Origin of the sequence: Streptomyces sp. NPDC017936, assembly GCF_044328485.1 — a bacterium.
Classification (GTDB): Bacteria; Actinomycetota; Actinomycetes; order Streptomycetales; family Streptomycetaceae; genus Streptomyces.
On record NZ_JBIRHK010000004.1, the window covers coordinates 399906 to 416308 of the forward strand.

The following is a 16403-nucleotide window of genomic DNA, read 5'->3' on the forward strand; positions in this document are numbered from 1 at the left end:
CGGCCCCCAACCGGCTGCGGCGGGCCCCCCTGGGGGGGCGCGGGGGGGCGGGGGGGGGCGGGGGGTGGTGGGGGGGCGCCGGGGGGGGGGGGGGGGCCGGGGGGGGGGGGGGGGGGGGGCCGGGGGGGGGGGGGGCCCCCCCCCCCGCGTCTCCTCCTGGCCCTACTGGTTCGACTGCTGGCTCAGTTGGGGGTCGAAGGGGTTCTCGGGTTCCTCCGTCGAGGGTTCCTGCGTAGTGGGCTCCTCCGACGGCTCCTCGGTGGTGGGCTCCTCCGACGGCTCCTGGGTGGTCGGCTGCTGCGACGGTGTCTGGGACGTCGAGGGCCGGCTGCTCGTCGGGGCCTCGGTGCTCGGCTCCTCCGACGGCTCCGCGGACTGCGACGGGGAGGCGCTGGGGGTGACGCTCGGCTGGACCGCGGCGCCCTGGTCGGTCTCCAGGTCGAACTTGGTGACCTTGGTGGAGACGCCGAAGGTGTACGCCGCCCAGATCTGCGCCGGGAAGCCGCCGCCGTTGACCCGGCCCGCGTCGGAGGTGAGGCCGTTCGTCGCGCCGGTCAGGGGGACCTGGGGGTGCGGGGCCTTGGCGGACTCGCCGAACAGGCCGACCGAGGTGACCAGGTCGGGGGTGTAGGCGGTGAACCAGGCCGACTTGTTGTTGTCGGAGGTGCCCGTCTTGCCGGCGACCTTCTGGCCCTTGCGCAGGGGGTTGTCCCGCACGGACTTCTTGGCGGTGCCGTCGTCGACCACGCCGGTCAGCACGGAGGTGACCGAGTCGGCGGCCTCGCGGCTGATGACCTGCTCGCCGATCGGGTCGGCGAGCTGCACCGCGTGGCGGCTGTTCTCCACGGACTTGATGAGGGCCGGGGTGACCTTCTTGCCGTGGTTGTCGAGGGTGGCGTAGACGCCGGCCATCTGCAGGGGGCTCGCGCCCATGGTGCCGAGGGTCTGGGCGGGCACGGCCTTCAGGTCCTCGGTGTCCATGCCGAGGTCCGCGGCGGTCTTGAGCACCTTGTCCATGCCGACGTCGACGCCCAGCTGCGCGAAGACGGAGTTGATCGACTTGTTCATGGCCGTCTGGACGGTGACGGGGCCGTAGTCGACGTCGTCCTCGTTCTCCGGGGCGAAGCCGATGTCGCTGCCGACGACCGGGCGCTTGCTGGTGCCGTCGTACATCGTGTCGGCGGTGATCTCGACGCCGTCCTGGGTCTCGGCGCCCTGGTCCAGGGCCGCGGCGAGGATCACCGGCTTGAAGGTGGAGGCGGGCTGGTAGTCGGTGCGGGTGGCGTTGTTGGTGTAGTGCTCGACGTAGTTCACGCCGCCGTACATCGCCACGACCGCACCCGTCTTCGGGTTCACCGAGACGGCGCCGGCCTGGACGTCGCCGTCGACCGAGCGCTTCTTCTTGTCGAGCTTGCTGGTCAGCTGGTCCTTGACGGACTGCTCCAGCGCCTTCTGCTTCTTCTTGTCGATGTTGAGCGTGATGTTCCAGCCGCCGGCGCCGACCATCGCCTCGGCCTCCTTGCGGCTCTCCGCGACGCCCTGTTCCACCAGCTGGCGCTCCAGCTCGCTGTTGGCCGCGTTCATCAGGTAGCCGACCTGGCCCTCCTGGCCGGGGGCGGCCTTGGGCTCCTTGGGCACCGGGAACGTCATGGCGTCGCGCTCGGCCTTCCCGAGCCAGTCCTCCTCGACCATGTTGTTCAGGACGTAGTTCCAGCGCTGCTGGACCAGCCGCTTGCCGGTGTCGGAGGCGACGGCCCAGTCGTACTGGCTGGGGGCCTGGAGCAGCGCGGCGAGGTAGGCGCCCTGGGGGACGGTGAGCTTGTCGGCGTCGACGCGGTAGTAGGCCTGGGCGGCGGCCTGGATGCCGTAGGCGCCGCGGCCGTAGTAGCTGGTGTTGATGTAGCCGGCGAGGATGTAGTCCTTGGACTTCTCCCGGTCCAGCTTCAGCGAGATGACCAGTTCCTTCAGCTTGCGCGTGACGGTCTGTTCCTGCGTCAGGTAGTAGTTCTTGACGTACTGCTGGGTGATCGTCGAACCGCCCTGCGCGCCCTTGCCCATGAGGGTGTTGAGCATGCCCCGGGCGGTGCCCTTCAGGTCGACGCCGACGTCGTTGTAGAAGCTCTTGTTCTCGGCGGCGACGAAGGTGCGCTGGACGGCCTTCGGGACGTCCGCCAGGTCGACGTTCTCGCGGTTGAGCTTGCCGTCCCGGGTCAGGATCGTGCCGTCGCTGTACTTGTAGACGTTGCTCTGGAGCTGGGCGTCCGCGTTCGCCGTGTCGGGGATCGGCGTCGTCAGGTACAGCAGGACGAAGGCGCCGACGCCGAGCAGCACGACGCCGAGGAAGGCGCCGAGCATCTTCTTCCAGGTGAAGAGCCGGCGTATGCGGCCTTTGTCGCCCTTGGCCTTGGCGCCGCCCTTCTTCGCGCCCCTGCGGGCCGCCGCGCGGCCGCCGGCCGGGGCGGTGCCCGTGGCGGTGTCCGCCGGGGACACCGACTCGTTGCGGGAGGCGGGGGCCTCCGTCCGCGACGGGCGGTTCCTGGGCGCGGCGCGGCGGCCACCGCGCTGTCGCGCTCGTCTCTCGTCCGCTCGTCCCATGAGTCCGCTCGCTCCGCTTCCTACTCGGCAGTCACACCCGTGCCCGGAGGCAGGTCAGCTTTGAAAGCTAACACCGCTCTCTGTGACGAAGGGGGCTCGGTCCTGTGCTGTGCGGGCGTGAGAATCAGCACCCCGCACGGCGGAACCGTCACACCGTTCCCCCGATAACCGACGTACGAGAGAGGCGCAAGGTTGCGATCTCACGATAAAGTGATATCACTTAGATAGAACGAAGCTAAGGAGCCGCGAGCACCGCTCGCGAGAAACGGGGGACCTCCATGTCCACGCGCGACCCGCACGTCCCACAGCACCCGCCGGCCGCCTCCGAGGCCGTGACCGGCGTGGACCTGCCCGAGATGCCCGCGCCGCGCGTGCGGGAGTTCCCCGCGCGCAGCGTGGGCGGCGGGGTCGCGCTGCTGCTGGGCCTGCTCGGGCTGCTCGCCGGCGCCGGACTGGTCGCGGCCGCGACGGCGGTGGCCGCGACGGCCGCGCAGGCCGCGCTGATCGTCGGCGGCATCCTCGTCGGCCTCGCCGCGCTCCTGGCGATGGGCGGGCTGAACATGGTGGCCCCGGGCGAGGCCCGGGTGGTCCAGCTCTTCGGCCGCTACCGCGGGACCATCCGCGAGGACGGGCTGCGCTGGGTCAACCCCCTCACCTCGCGCGCGAAGATCTCCACCCGCATCCGCAACCACGAGACCGCGGTCCTGAAGGTCAACGACGCCTACGGCAACCCGATAGAGCTGGCCGCGGTCGTGGTGTGGAAGGTGGAGGACACCGCCCAGGCCACCTTCGAGGTGGACGACTACTTCGAGTTCGTCTCCACCCAGACCGAGGCCGCCGTCCGGCACATCGCCATCGAGTACCCCTACGACGCCCACGACGAGGGCGGGCTCTCGCTGCGCGGCAACGCCGAGGAGATCACCGAGAAGCTCGCCGTCGAGCTGCACGCGCGCGTGGAGGCGGCCGGGGTGCAGATCGTCGAGTCCCGCTTCACCCACCTCGCCTACGCCCCGGAGATCGCCTCCGCGATGCTCCAGCGGCAGCAGGCGGGTGCGGTGGTCGCGGCGCGCCGCGAGATCGTGGACGGCGCGGTCGGCATGGTCGAGGCGGCGCTCGCCCGCATCGCCGAGCGCGACATCGTGGAACTGGACGACGAACGGAAGGCGACGATGGTCTCCAACCTGATGGTGGTGCTGTGCGGCGACCGGGCGCCCCAGCCGGTGCTCAACACGGGAACGCTCTACCAGTGACCGATCCCGCCGGGGGCGCATCCCCGCAGCGCCGGCCGCAGCAGCGCAAGCAGGTGCTGCTGCGGCTGGACCCGCTGGTGTACGACGCGTTGGCCCGGTGGGCCTCGGACGACCTGCGGTCGGCGAACGCGCAGATCGAGTTCCTGCTGCGCAAGGCGCTGAAGGACGCGGGGAGGCTGCCCGGGGAGACCGGGCCGATGCCCCGCCGCGGGCGGCCGCCCGGCGGCTCCGGCCCCAGGCCCCCGTCGGCCTGAGCGGCCCGGGAGCCCCGGCCCGGGCCCCGTCGACCCGAGCGGCCCGTCCGCCTGTAGCAGGACCGTGACAATCGGCCCCGACCTGCGCGGCCGCACCCCCTGCCACCGGCTGTCCACTCCGCGTATACACACCGCGTATACACCGTGTGTAGAGTCCCTCCCATGTCCATCGGTCACACCCTCCTGGGACTCCTGGAGTCCGGGCCCCGTCATGGTTACGACCTGAAGCGGGCCTTCGACGAGAAGTTCGGTCACGACCGGCCGCTGCACTACGGCCAGGTCTACTCGACGATGTCCCGGCTGCTGAAGAACGGGCTCGTCGAAGTCGACGGCATCGAGGCGGGCGGCGGCCCGGAGCGCAAGCGGTACGCCATCACCGACGCCGGGATCACCGACGTCGCCCGCTGGCTCGCCACGCCCGAGAAGCCCGAGCCGTACCTGCAGTCGACGCTCTACACCAAGGTCGTCCTCGCGCTGCTCACCCACCGGGACGCGGCCGACATCCTCGACACCCAGCGCTCCGAGCACCTGCGCAGCATGCGGATCCTCACCGACCGCAAGCGCAAGGGCGACCTGGCCGACCAGTTGATCTGCGACCACGCCCTGTTCCACCTCGAGGCCGACCTGCGCTGGCTGGAGCTGACCGCGGCGCGTCTCGACAGACTCCGCGAGGCGGTGGCCCGATGACCGTGCCCGCTCCCCCCGGCTCCCTGCTCACCGCGCGGGACCTGCGCAAGGTCTACGGCCCGACGACCGCGCTCGACGGCGCCGGCTTCTCCATCCACCCCGGCGAGGTCGTCGCCGTGATGGGACCCTCCGGGTCGGGCAAGTCGACGCTGCTGCACTGCCTCGCCGGGATCGTCACCCCCGACTCCGGTTCGATCACGTACAACGGGCGTGAGCTGACCACCATGAGCGACACCGAGCGCAGCGCGCTCAGGCGCTCGGAGTTCGGCTTCGTCTTCCAGTTCGGGCAGCTCGTCCCGGAGCTCACCTGCGTGGAGAACGTCGCCCTGCCGCTGCGGCTGAACGGCACGTCCCGCAAGGAGGCCGAGCGGGCCGCGCTGACCTGGATGGAGCGCCTCGAGGTCGACGACGTCCGCAAGAAGCGGCCCGGCGAGGTCTCCGGCGGCCAGGGCCAGCGGGTCGCGGTGGCCCGGGCGCTGGTCACCGGCCCGCGGGTGCTGTTCGCCGACGAGCCGACCGGCGCGCTCGACTCGCTCAACGGCGAGCGCGTCATGGAACTGCTCACCGACGCCGCCCGCTCCGCCAACGCCGCCGTCGTCCTCGTCACGCACGAGGCGCGGGTGGCCGCGTACTCCGACCGCGAGATCGTCGTGCGCGACGGCAGGTCCCGGGACATGGAGCGCGCCGTATGAGTGCGGGCCGGTGGGCGCGGGACCTCGGCATGGGGATCCGGTTCGCCTTCGCCGGCGGGCGCGAGGGGTGGATCCGGGCGGTGCTCACCGCCGTCGGGGTCGGGCTGGGGGTGGCGCTGCTGCTGCTCACCACCGCCCTGCCCGGCGCGCTGGGGGAACGCAGCCGGCGCGAGGACGCGCGCCTCGACTACACCTACAGTTCCACGGTCACCGAGAAGGCCGACGACACCCTGGTCATCGCGGACAACGACACCGAGTTCGACGGCCGGGACGTGCGCGGCCGGCTGGTGCAGCCGGACGGCGACCGGGCCCCGCTGCCGCCGGGCCTCGAGGAGTACCCGGCGCCGGGCGAGATGGTCGTCTCCCCCGCCCTGAAGGAGCTGCTCGCCTCGGACGGCGGCCGGCTGCTGCGGGAGCGGCTGCCGTACGACGTCGTCGGGACCATCGGCGAGCAGGGGCTCATCGGCTCCCGGGAACTCGCCTACTACGCGGGCGGCGAGGACCTCGAGCGGCGGATCGACAACGCGACGGTGGCGCGCATCGGCGCCTTCGGGAACCCCAACCCGACCGAGGAGGAGACCGACCCGGTCCTCGTGCTGCTGGTCCTGGTCGTCTTCGTGGTGCTGCTGATGCCGGTCGCCGTGTTCATCGCCGCGGCCGTGCGGTTCGGCGGCGAACGGCGCGACCGCAGGCTGGCCGCGCTGCGGCTGGTCGGCTCCGACGGCGGCATGACCCGGCGGATCGCCGCGGGAGAGGCGCTCGGCGGAGCGCTGCTGGGGCTGGTGCTCGGCACCGGGTTCTTCCTGGCGGGACGCGAACTCGCCGCCTCCTTCGAGGTGTTCGGCATCAGCGTCTTCCCGAGCTACCTGAACCCCTCGCCCCTGCTGGCGCTGCTGGTCGCGGTGGCGGTCCCGGCCGCCGCGGTGCTGGTGACGCTGCTGGCGCTGCGCGGCGTGGTCATCGAGCCGCTGGGCGTGGTGCGCGCGGCGCGGCCCGCCCGCCGCCGGCTGTGGTGGCGGCTGCTGCTGCCGCTGGCCGGGGTCGGCATGCTCACCCCCATGATCGGCCAGGGCCGGGAGAACGGGGACTTCAACCAGTACCTGGTCACCGGTGGCGTCATCTGCCTGCTCGTCGGGGTCACCGCGCTGCTGCCGTGGATCGTGGAGACGGTCGTGGCCCGGCTCGGCTCCGGCAGTGTGTCCTGGCAGCTGGCCGTGCGCCGGCTGCAGCTGAGCAGCGGCACGGCGGCCCGCATGGTCAACGGCATCGCAGTGGCGGTGGCCGGCGCGATCGCCCTGCAGATGCTGTTCGCCGGCGTCGAGGACGACTACACCGAGAGCACGGGCTACGACGTGACGCGGGCCCAGATGCAGGTGGAGCTGGAGCAGGGCACGGAACTCGCCGCGGCGGCCGCGAAGTTCGAGAGGACCGAGGGCGTGCGCAAGGTGTACGCGCTGTCCGAGGACTACCTCGCCGACCGGCCCTCGCGGCAGGAGCCGGAGCACTACGCCTCGCTGACCATCGGCGACTGCGCGACGCTGCGCGAGGTGGCGAAGCTGCCCTCGTGCGAGGACGGTGACGTGTTCACGGTCCGGGGCGGCGCGTACGACACCGACACCCCGGCCCTGAGCAAGCCGGGCCGGAAGCTCTACCTGGAGCGGTCCTCCGACGGCGCCGGCGAGGAGGAGGACGTCGTCTGGACCGTCCCGCAGGGGCTGAAGCAGGCCGACTCCGTCGAGGACCCGACGGGCAACCTGCGCGGCGGCTTCCTGATGACCCCGGGCGCGGTGCCCCCGGCCGTCGCGGAGTCGGCGAGGGGAGAGCTGTACCTGGCGGTCGACGACTCGGTGCCGTACGCCCACGAGCACGTGCGCAACACAGCGGCCGCGCTCGACCCGATGACCGATGCGTCGGTCTGGTACGCCACCGAGCGCTCCGAACGCTACGACACCATCCGCACGGGCCTGTTCGCCGGCGCCACCGCCGTACTGGCGCTGATCGGGGCGAGCCTGCTGGTCTCCCAGCTGGAGCAGCTGCGGGAACGCCGCAAGCTGCTGTCGGCCCTGGTCGCCTTCGGCACCCGGCGGCGCACGCTGAGCCTGTCGGTGCTGTGGCAGACGGCCATCCCGATCGGCCTGGGCCTGCTGCTGGCCTCGGCGGTGGGCATGACCCTGGGCGCCGTGCTGCTGAAGATGACCTCGACGCCGATCGGCGTGGACTGGCCGAGCGTGCTGCGGATGACCGGCATGGGCGCGGGCGTGGTCCTCGTGGTCACCCTGCTGAGCCTGCCCCCGCTGCTGCGCATGATGCGCCCGGACGGGCTGCGCACCGAGTAGGCCGCGACGCGCCGCCCGGCCCCCCGCCCGACGTGGTGGGGGGCCTTCGGCGTGCCGTGGGACCGGGGCTCACAGCCGGTACTCCTTCACCACCCTCCGCACCTGCGCGAACAGCATCCCCACGTTGACGGACTTGCGGCAGACGACCACCGCGACGACGTCCTGCTGCTCGTTCATCCGCACGAACAGGTGGGTGAGGTTGTCACTGTTGACGAGGATCTCCTGGAAGAAGTGGTTGTCGCCGGTGATGCCGCGGCGCTCCTTGAAGACGTCCTCGATCATCACGACCGTGCGGCCCTGGAACAGGTCGAGGGTCGCGCCCGCAAGCAGGTCCAGCACCTCCGGCGGATGGTTGTCGACGGTCTCGTAGGAGAGCAGCATGCCGGTCGACATGTCGACGACGCCGGAGGCGACGCAGTCGGGTGCGTCCGTACGCAGTGACTTGACCAGGCCCATCACCTGGTCGGAGAAACCGGGGGTCATACGCTTCGTCGCCATCCCTTCAGACTCCTTCGGAGGCTTTCTCCGGCCTTGCGGTGAGGATCAGGTCGATGCGGCGCAGGGCCGGCTGGGTCGCCCGGTGCAGACGGTCCACGTCCATGCCCTCGTCGCCGAGCACGACCATGAGCGCGCTGTCGCCGACCGCGTAGAAGGCGGCGCAGCCGTGGCTGCCGTACGTCACCGTGCGGTGCAGGGCGCCCCGGTCGGTGGCCTCGGCGGTGCGGCGGGCGAGGCCGAGGCCGGCCGCGGCGAGGGCGGCGAGGCCCTCGGGGTCGATGGAGTCGGCGGTGTCGGCGGCGATGAGCAGCCCGTCGGCCGCCGCGACCGCGGTGTCGGTGATGCCGGTCACCTGCTCGCGCAGGCCGCGCATCTCCCGCGCGAGGGCTTGGTGGTCCATGGGTGCAACTCCCCTATGTCGTAGGAACTTCACGTGGGGGGACGGTCAGCTACCGGCCGGATTGCGCAGCCGGAAGAACTCCTTGATGCCGCTGGCGCCGGGCCTGCGGCGGGGCAGGGCGGCCGGGTCCGGGGGCGGTGCCGTCGGCGGGGACGGGGGCGGGGCGGGGTCGCGGGGCCGGATGCCGGCGCCGTCGGGCGGCAGCCGTACCGGGATCGGGGCGGGCGCGCCGGGGCACTCCAGCAGCCCTTCGGCGAGCATCCGGGCCACCTCGACCGTGACGGTGTAGACCCCGCGCCCGGTGAGGAAGGCGAGGTCACGGGCGGTGCGGCGGCCGTCGGCGTGGGTGAGCAGCTCGTGTCGCAGCGCGGTCAGCCGGTCGGCCGGGAAGGACGGGGAGGCCGGCACGGGACGCTCGCGCTCCGGGCGTACCGGACAGGGCAGCGCGAGCAGGGCGTCGAGCTTGCGGGCCGCGTCCTGCAGGAGCCGGGTGGGCGGCTCGCCCACCGCGACCGCGGCGGGCGGCGGTTCGGTGGCCGGACCGCGTTCGCAGTCGTCGACGCTGCCCGCGACGACCGCGAACGCGGCGTCCTGGAGGGCCATCGCGCAGACGACCCGGAGCTGGGCGGCCCCCGTGTAACCGCGGGCGATGAGCCCCGCGGCCGGCCAGCGCGCACCGCCGGACTCGCGCACCAGGCCGGCCCACTCCTCGCCGCCGATCCGCCCGGAGCGCAGCAGCAGGGCCTTCGGCCCGGGCGCGCCCGGCGACTCGAGGGCGACGACCAGGCCCCCGCGCAGGTGGACGGTGCCGCCGGGCGAGCCGGACACCCGCACGTCCCCGGTGAATCCGTCACGCCCGCACGCGGCCAGGTGGCGCGCCAGCAGCTCGTAGCCCGACATCACACCCCTCGCCCTGTCGCACACACGCCTGACGCGTAGCGCTGAGGAGGGAAGGTGTATCAGCCGGAACGTGTGTTCCAGCGGCGGGTTTCCGACCTGCTCTCAGCTGACGGAAGTTGCTCCGTCGGTGGCCCCGAATCTCTTTGTCCGACGCTCATTTGACCGACTCGGGGGCATCACGCGTCCGCGTCGAGCACCCGTACCGGCAGCGGCCGCAGCGCCTCCCGCAGGGCGGCCGCCAGCTCCTCGTACTCCGCTCCGCGCGCGGCGCCCGTGCGCATCGCGAAGGCGATCCGGCGGGTGGGGGCGGGGTCGGCGAAGGAGCCGGTGCGCAGCCGGGTGGAGCGGCTGGTCTCGACGGTGACGGCGGTGCGCGGCAGCAGGGTGCAGCCGAGCCCGCCGGCGACCAGCTGGACGAGCGTGGACAGCCCGGCGGCCGTCGTGGTCACCGGGGCGTCCGCGCGGCCCGCCTCCCGGCAGATGTCCAGGGCCTGGTCGCGCAGGCAGTGCCCCTCGTCCAGGAGCAGCAGGTCGAGCTCCTTGAGGGCCTCGCGCCGGATGCCCTTCCTGCCGCCCAGCTGGTGCCCGAGCGGGGTGACGAGCACGAAGTCCTCGTCGAACAGCGGCAGTTCGGTCGTCCCGGGCACCCCGAGGGGCACGGCGAGCAGCAGCAGGTCGAGCCGTCCGCTGTTCAGGCCGTCGACGAGGGCGGCGGTCTGCTCCTCGTGGACCTGGAGGTCGAGCTGCGGGTAGCGGTCGTGGACGAGCCGCAGGACGGCGGGCAGCAGGTAGGGCGCGACCGTGGGGATGACCCCCAGGCGCAGCGCCCCGGTGAAGGGCGCCCGCACCGCCTCGGCCTCCTCCATCAGCGCCCCGACCTCGTCCAGCACCGCCTTGGCCCGGACGGCGAGCCGCTCGCCGGCCGGGGAGAGCAGCACCTTGCGCGTCGTGCGCTCCAGGAGGGTCACCCCGAGCACTTCCTCCAGCGCGGAGACGGCTCCGGACAGGGCCGGCTGGCTCATGCCGATGGCGGCGGCCGCGTCCCGGAAGTGCAGGTGCTCGGCGACGGCCACGAAGGCCCGCAGCTGGGCCAGACTGGGCCGGCGCCGCTTGGCCGGCACCCCGCCCGCATTCTTGGCACCCGCATGGCCCGCCGTCACTGATAACCGCCTCCGATCAACACGACCGAGTGTAATCATTTCCATGATCAATGGACCATGTGTCACGATCGCAGTCGTCCCACCCCCGGGAAGCGCCCGCGATCCGGACGCTTCCTCGCTGCGAGGAGAGCGCGTGCCCCCTGTCGGTGACAAGTTCCCCGAGGCCGGACCGACCGCCCGTGTCTCACCGGAGAAGGGCGAGGACACCCTCGACCCGGTCGCGCTGCCGGCCGGGGAGTGAGCCGGGATGTCGCTGGACGCGCTGAAGGCCGCCGTACCGGACTACGCCAAGGACCTGAGGCTCAACCTGGACTCCGTCATCGACCGCTCCGGCCTGCCCGCGCAGCAGCTGTGGGGCACCGTGCTGGCGACCGCGATCGCCTCGCGCTCCCCGATCGTGCTGCGCGAGCTGGCGCCGGAGGCGAAGGCGAACCTCTCGCCGGAGGCGTACACCGCGGCCCGGTCGGCCGCGGCGATCATGGCGGTGAACAACGTCTTCCACCGCACCCGCCACCTGCTGTCGGACCACGCGTACGGCACCCTGCCCGCGGGCCTGCGGATGAACGTCATCGGCAACCCCGGTGTCGACAAGGTCGACTTCGAGCTGTGGTCGCTCGCCGTCTCCGCCGTCAACGGCTGCGGCGCGTGCCTCGACTCGCACGAGCGGGTGCTGCGCAAGGCGGGCGTCGAGCGTGAGGTGGTCCAGGAGGCGTTCAAGATCGCCTCGGTGATCCAGGCGGTCGGCGTGACGCTGGACGCGGAGGCGATCCTCCCCGAGTAGGCCGGCCCCGTGCCGCGGGCCCCGTTCACCCTGGTGGTGGCCGGGGCCCGAGTGCGTTTCCGCCCCCGCCGCCCTCGTCCTCCCCGCTCACGGCTCCGCCCGAACGGGGGCACCCCCTTCGTCCCCGGGGGCCGGCTCCGGGGGCGGGCTCACCGGGGCCACCGGCGCGGCGTCCACCGCCGTCGCCCCCCGCGGCCGCGGCGCCTGCCGCAGCGCCGACTCCCTGGAGTGCGCGTGCAGGTAGCCCACCACCGTGTTGGTCACCGCCACCAGCGGCACGGCCACCACCGCGCCCCCGATGCCGGCCACCATGCCGCCGGAGGCGACCGCGAGGACCACTGCCAGCGGATGGACGCGCACCGCGCGGCCGAGGATGAACGGCTGGAGGATGTGGCCCTCGATCTGCTGCACGGCGAGGACGACCACCAGGGTCATCACCGCGGTGAACACCCCCTGGGTCACCAGCGCGACCACGACGGCCAGCGCGCCGGAGGCGACCGCGCCGACCAGCGGGATGAAGGAGAACAGGAAGATGAACACGGCGAGCGGGACGGCCATGGGCACGTCGAGGAAGTAGATGCCGAGCCCGATGAAGATGGCGTCGATCAACGCGACGATCACCGTGCCGCGGACGTAGGCCGTGAGCGTCGCCCAGGCCCGCGGACCCGCGCCCGCCACGCCGGGCCGGGCGGCGGCCGGGACCAGCCTGAGCGTCCACTGCCAGATGCGCTTGCCGTCGTAGAGCAGGAACAGCGTCGCGAAGAACGCCAGCAGGATGCCGGTGAGGGTCTCGACGACGACGGTGACGCCCTCCAGGCCCGCCGAGGTGATCTCGTCGGTGTTGGCGCCGACCGCGTCCCGCAGGTTCTTGGCGATGCCGTTGATCTGCTTGTCGGTGACGTGGAAGGGGCTGTTGAGCAGCCACCGCCGCAGATCGTCGATGCCGTCCTGGACCTGGTCGGACAGGTCGTCGATGTTCTCCATGACCTGCCAGGTCACGAACCAGCCCATCAGGCCGATGACGACGAACCCGAGGATCGCCGTCAGCGCGGTCGCGGGCCCCCGCGGGACGCCCAGCCGCTTGAGGCGGGCGACGGTCGGCTCCAGCAGGGCGGTCAGCAGCAGCGCCACCACGAAGGCCAGCACGACGAGCTGGACGGCGCTGATGACCTTCATCAGCACCCAGACGGTCCCCGCGAGCACCAGCAGCCGCCAGCCCGCCTCGGCGGCCACGCGGACACCCCACGGCACGACCTGCGCGGGGTCGGGGCGGGGGGCGGGGGGCGGCAGTTCCTCGACGGGGTCCACGGGGGTGCCGGGCGGCGCCGCGGCGGGCTCGTCGCCCTCCCCGTCGTTCCCCCGGACCTCGGCTCGGCGTTCGTCGAGCCGCTCCCCCATCTCCGTCAGCCCTGCGCCGAGCCGGCCGAGCCACCCTGGCAGTCGCGACATGATCCGTCCTCTTCCCCCGTCTCTCCCCACCACTCCCCCTGGAGTCGTCGGTTTACGACCGTACAGGGCGAGAGCCCCTCTCCCTAGGACGGGGAGGGGCCGGCGGAAGGTTGAGCGGCCGCGCGGGCGGGACTCAGTAGGAGCCGTTGGCCTGCCAGAAGGCCCAGGCGTCGCAGGGGCTGCCGTACCGCTCGTTCATGTAGTTCAGGCCCCACTTGATCTGGGTGGCCGGATTGGTCCGCCAGTCGGCGCCGGCGGACGACATCTTCGAGGCGGGGTAGGCCTGGACGAGACCGTAGGCGCCGGAGGACGGGTTGACGGCCCGGTAGTTCCAGGTCGACTCGTGGTCCACGATGTTGCTGAAGCACTGGAACTGGTCGCCGGGCACGATCCGGCGGGCGATGGCCTGGACCTCGGCGACGGTGTACGACGACTGCTGGGCGAGGCCGACGACGGCGCCGGCCGAGTCGCCGCCGGTCTCCGTGCGCGCTTCCGCTTCCGCCTTCGCGCGGTCCTCGGCCTCCTGGAGCGCCTTGGCCTTCGCCTTGTCCGCGGCGGCCTTCTGCTTGGCCACCGCTTCCTCGGCCGCCTGCTTGCGGGCCGTCTCCTCCGCCGTCTTCCTGGCGGTCGCGTACGCCGCGAGGCCCTGGGCGTCCGCCTGCTCGGTCAGCGCGGCGTCCTGCACCCGGACCTGCTGCCCCTCGGGTAAGTCCGCCAGGAGGGTGGACTCGCCCGCCGTCGTCAGGGCGTCGTCGGAGTGCTGTGCGGCGCCGCCCTGGGCCACCCCCACGACCGATCCGACCGCCGTGACCGCGGTCGCCGAGGCCACGGCGAATCCCCGGACCGATATCCCGTTCACACGCTTTCCTTACTGCCGCTTCGTCAGGTGGAAGGAGGAACGGCCCGGGCCGCGTGGGCTCAGTACCAGTGGTTGGCCTGCCAGAACGACCAGGCGTCGCAGGGACTGCCGTACCGGTCGTTCATGTAGTTCAGGCCCCACTTGATCTGGGTGGCCGGGTTCGTCTGCCAGTCGGAGCCGACGGACGACATCTTGGAGCCGGGCAGGGCCTGGAAGAGGCCGTAGGCGCCGGAGGACGGGTTGACGGCCCGGTAGTTCCAGCTGGACTCGTGGTCCACGATGTTGCTGAAGCACTGGAACTGGCCGCTGGGGACCATCTGTGCCGCCATCGCCTGGATCTGCGCGATGCTGTAGGAGCTCTGGACCGGGAAGTCGGACGCGCTGCGGCTCGCCGCGGCCTTGGCCTCGGCGCGCTCCTTGGCTTCCTCGGCCGCCTTCTCGGCGGCCTCCTTCTTCGCGACCGCGGTCTTGGCGGCGGCCTTGCGGGCCGCCTCCTCGGCGTCCTTCTTGGCGCTCTCGTCCGCGGCGATCGCCTGGACGCTGGCCTGCTGCGTGAGGGACGCGGTCTGCACCTGGGCCTGCTGGCCGACAGGTATGTCCATGAGGAGCGTCGAGTCGCTCGCCGTCGTTTCGGCGTCGTTGGTCTGCGCGGTGCTGCCCGAGGCAACGCCGACGACGCTTCCGACGGCGGTGACCGCGGTGGCCGAGGCCACTGCGAATCCCCGGACCGAGATCCGGCTCACACGGTTTCCTTCCAGCATCGCCCGCTTCGGTGACCCTGGCGGACGCAATCGTGCCCCTGGCACTGGCCTCCCAACTGCGGGTCACGGAGGCGCGGGCCCGGTGGGCAACTCCCCGCTGGGGAGCGCCGCGTGGTGCTCGGGCGGCATACGACGGCCGTTATGGAGTTGACGGTGGAGCTCTGTGGTGCCGCACCTCCCCCACCGCCCGAAAGCCGTTGGGGAGCCGGGGCCCGGTACCCCTGGAGGTACAGGTGTGTCGTATGCGGGGCCTGACAGGATGGAGACTCTAGCCGTAACCCGACACCGCAAGGCAATTCCGGGTTGCGTGTGAAAGCTCACATCCCTTTCCGCCCCGGGGATTTCACCGTTCGACTACATGACAAGGCGCCGTCCGGCTAGGCTCACAGCCTTTGCCGGACGGCGCCGGCCGTCCCGTGGGCCCGGTGCATTCGGGCGGTCCGGTCAGATCTGTCCGTCCTCCAGCATTTCGGTCACCAGGGCGGCGATCTGGGACCTCTCGGACCGGTTGAGGGTGACGTGCGCGAAGAGCGGATGCCCCTTCAGCTTCTCCACGACGGCGACCACTCCGTCATAACGGCCGACCCTCAGATTGTCCCTTTGCGCCACATCGTGGGTCAGAACGACCCGGGAATTGGCGCCGATCCGGGACAGAACGGTCAGCAGCACGTTCCTTTCCAGCGACTGGGCCTCGTCCACGATCACGAACGCGTCGTGCAGCGAGCGGCCGCGGATGTGGGTGAGCGGGAGGACCTCCAGCATGCCGCGGGCGGTGACCTCCTCGATGACCTCGCGGCTGGTGACCGCCGACAGCGTGTCGAACACCGCCTGCGCCCACGGGCTCATCTTCTCGGCCTCGGTGCCGGGCAGGTAGCCCAGCTCCTGCCCGCCCACCGCGTACAGCGGACGGAAGACCATCACCTTCTGGTGCTGGCGGCGCTCCAGGACCGCCTCCAGGCCCGCGCACAGGGCGAGCGCCGACTTTCCGGTGCCGGCCCGGCCGCCCATGGACACGATCCCGACGTCCGGGTCGAGCAGCAGGTCCAGCGCGATGCGCTGTTCGGCGCTGCGGCCCTTGATGCCGAACGCCTCCCGGTCGCCCCGCACCAGGCGGACGTTGCCCTCGGGCGTCACCCGGCCGAGCGCCTTGCCCCGCTCGGACTGGATGGTCAGGCCGGTGTGCACGGGGAGGTCGGCCGCCTCCGGCACGTACACGTGTCCCTCGTCGAAGAGGACGTCCACCTGCTCGCCCGACAGGTTCAGTTCGGACATCCCGGTCCAGCCGGAGGCGTCCGTGATGGCGAGCTCCGCCCGGTACTCCTCGGCGAGGAGCCCGACCGAGGACGCCTTGATCCTGAGCGGGAGGTCCTTCGACACGACGGTGACGTCGAACCCCTCGGCCTGCAGGTTGCGGGCGACCGCGAGGATGCGTGAGTCGTTGTCACCCAGGCGGTAGCCGGTGGGCAGCACGCTGGGGTCCGAGTGGTTGAGCTCGACACGGATGGTTCCGCCCAGTTCCCCGATCGGGATGGGGGCGTCGAGGCGTCCGTACTTCACCCGGTAGTCGTCGAGCAGGCGCAGGGCCTGCCGGGCGAAGTAACCGAGTTCGGGATGGTGCCGCTTGGCCTCCAGCTCCGTGACCACGACGATGGGGAGCACGACCTCGTGCTCGTCGAAGCGGGTCAGGGCGTTCGGGTCGGCCAGCAGGACGCTGGTGTCGAGAACGTAGGTGCGCCGGTCGGGCTTGTGGCGCTTTGTGCTGGTCACCACGGAAGGACGTA

15 protein-coding genes are annotated in these 16403 nt (G+C 72.0%); 6 read left to right on the top strand and 9 right to left on the bottom strand.

Features of this window, described 5'->3' with window-relative positions:
* Window positions 1-162 precede the first annotated feature (162 nt).
* Window positions 163-2595 (bottom strand): transglycosylase domain-containing protein, encoded by a 2433-nt coding sequence (locus ACH4F6_RS11230; RefSeq protein ID WP_397959723.1) that lies wholly within the window; start codon window positions 2593-2595, stop codon window positions 163-165.
* A 356-nt stretch (window positions 2596-2951) separates the two neighbouring features.
* On the opposite strand from ACH4F6_RS11230, the gene ACH4F6_RS11235 reads away from it, so the two are divergent.
* From ACH4F6_RS11235 to ACH4F6_RS11255, 5 genes are all read left to right on the top strand, one after another.
* Window positions 2952-3845: an SPFH domain-containing protein gene (locus ACH4F6_RS11235; RefSeq protein WP_397959843.1), complete on the top strand. Its 894-nt coding sequence runs from the start codon at window positions 2952-2954 to the stop codon at window positions 3843-3845.
* Window positions 3842-4099 (top strand): hypothetical protein, encoded by a 258-nt coding sequence (locus ACH4F6_RS11240; RefSeq protein ID WP_397959724.1) that lies wholly within the window; start codon window positions 3842-3844, stop codon window positions 4097-4099. The genes ACH4F6_RS11235 and ACH4F6_RS11240 overlap by 4 nt, the downstream gene beginning before the upstream one ends.
* Before the next feature lie 162 nt (window positions 4100-4261).
* The gene (locus ACH4F6_RS11245; RefSeq protein ID WP_397959725.1) at window positions 4262-4786 is read left to right on the top strand and encodes a PadR family transcriptional regulator; all 525 of its coding nucleotides are present in this window, start codon (window positions 4262-4264) and stop codon (window positions 4784-4786) included.
* Between the two features lie 2 nt (window positions 4787-4788).
* The gene (locus ACH4F6_RS11250; RefSeq protein ID WP_397959845.1) at window positions 4789-5478 is read left to right on the top strand and encodes an ABC transporter ATP-binding protein; all 690 of its coding nucleotides are present in this window, start codon (window positions 4789-4791) and stop codon (window positions 5476-5478) included.
* On the top strand, window positions 5475-7814 hold the full coding sequence (locus tag ACH4F6_RS11255) for an ABC transporter permease (RefSeq protein ID WP_397959726.1): 2340 nt from the start codon (window positions 5475-5477) through the stop codon (window positions 7812-7814). Before ACH4F6_RS11250 ends, ACH4F6_RS11255 begins: the two co-directional genes overlap by 4 nt.
* Window positions 7815-7883: 69 nt before the next feature.
* Here ACH4F6_RS11255 and ACH4F6_RS11260 read toward each other — a convergent pair whose 3' ends face one another.
* From ACH4F6_RS11260 to ACH4F6_RS11275, 4 genes are all read right to left on the bottom strand, one after another.
* Window positions 7884-8312, bottom strand: coding sequence for a hypothetical protein (locus ACH4F6_RS11260; RefSeq protein ID WP_397959727.1), 429 nt, complete (start codon window positions 8310-8312; stop codon window positions 7884-7886).
* Window positions 8313-8316: 4 nt separating this feature from the next.
* A complete protein-coding gene (locus tag ACH4F6_RS11265) occupies window positions 8317-8712 on the bottom strand; it encodes a roadblock/LC7 domain-containing protein (protein WP_397959728.1) in 396 nt (131 codons plus the stop codon).
* Window positions 8713-8757: 45 nt separating this feature from the next.
* Window positions 8758-9612, bottom strand: coding sequence for a MarR family transcriptional regulator (locus tag ACH4F6_RS11270; RefSeq protein ID WP_397959730.1), 855 nt, complete (start codon window positions 9610-9612; stop codon window positions 8758-8760).
* Window positions 9613-9788: 176 nt separating this feature from the next.
* Window positions 9789-10733, bottom strand: a complete 945-nt coding sequence (locus tag ACH4F6_RS11275) for a LysR substrate-binding domain-containing protein (protein ID WP_397959732.1) — start codon at window positions 10731-10733, stop codon at window positions 9789-9791.
* A gap of 286 nt (window positions 10734-11019) precedes the next feature.
* Between ACH4F6_RS11275 and ACH4F6_RS11280 the strand changes: the two genes are divergently transcribed.
* A complete protein-coding gene (locus tag ACH4F6_RS11280; protein ID WP_397959734.1) occupies window positions 11020-11553 on the top strand; it encodes an alkyl hydroperoxide reductase in 534 nt (177 codons plus the stop codon).
* 87 nt (window positions 11554-11640) lie between these two features.
* Here the strand turns inward: ACH4F6_RS11280 and ACH4F6_RS11285 are convergent, their stop codons facing one another.
* The 4 genes from ACH4F6_RS11285 to ACH4F6_RS11300 all read right to left on the bottom strand — a co-directional run bounded on the left by ACH4F6_RS11285 (window position 11641) and on the right by ACH4F6_RS11300 (window position 16392).
* Window positions 11641-13002, bottom strand: a complete 1362-nt coding sequence (locus ACH4F6_RS11285; RefSeq protein WP_397959736.1) for an AI-2E family transporter — start codon at window positions 13000-13002, stop codon at window positions 11641-11643.
* Between the two features lie 133 nt (window positions 13003-13135).
* Window positions 13136-13861, bottom strand: coding sequence for a transglycosylase SLT domain-containing protein (locus ACH4F6_RS11290; protein ID WP_397959738.1), 726 nt, complete (start codon window positions 13859-13861; stop codon window positions 13136-13138).
* 59 nt (window positions 13862-13920) lie between these two features.
* Window positions 13921-14604: a transglycosylase SLT domain-containing protein gene (locus ACH4F6_RS11295; RefSeq protein WP_397959740.1), complete on the bottom strand. Its 684-nt coding sequence runs from the start codon at window positions 14602-14604 to the stop codon at window positions 13921-13923.
* Window positions 14605-15066: 462 nt separating this feature from the next.
* Window positions 15067-16392 (bottom strand): PhoH family protein, encoded by a 1326-nt coding sequence (locus tag ACH4F6_RS11300; protein ID WP_397959742.1) that lies wholly within the window; start codon window positions 16390-16392, stop codon window positions 15067-15069.
* Between the last annotated feature and the right edge of the window lie 11 nt (window positions 16393-16403).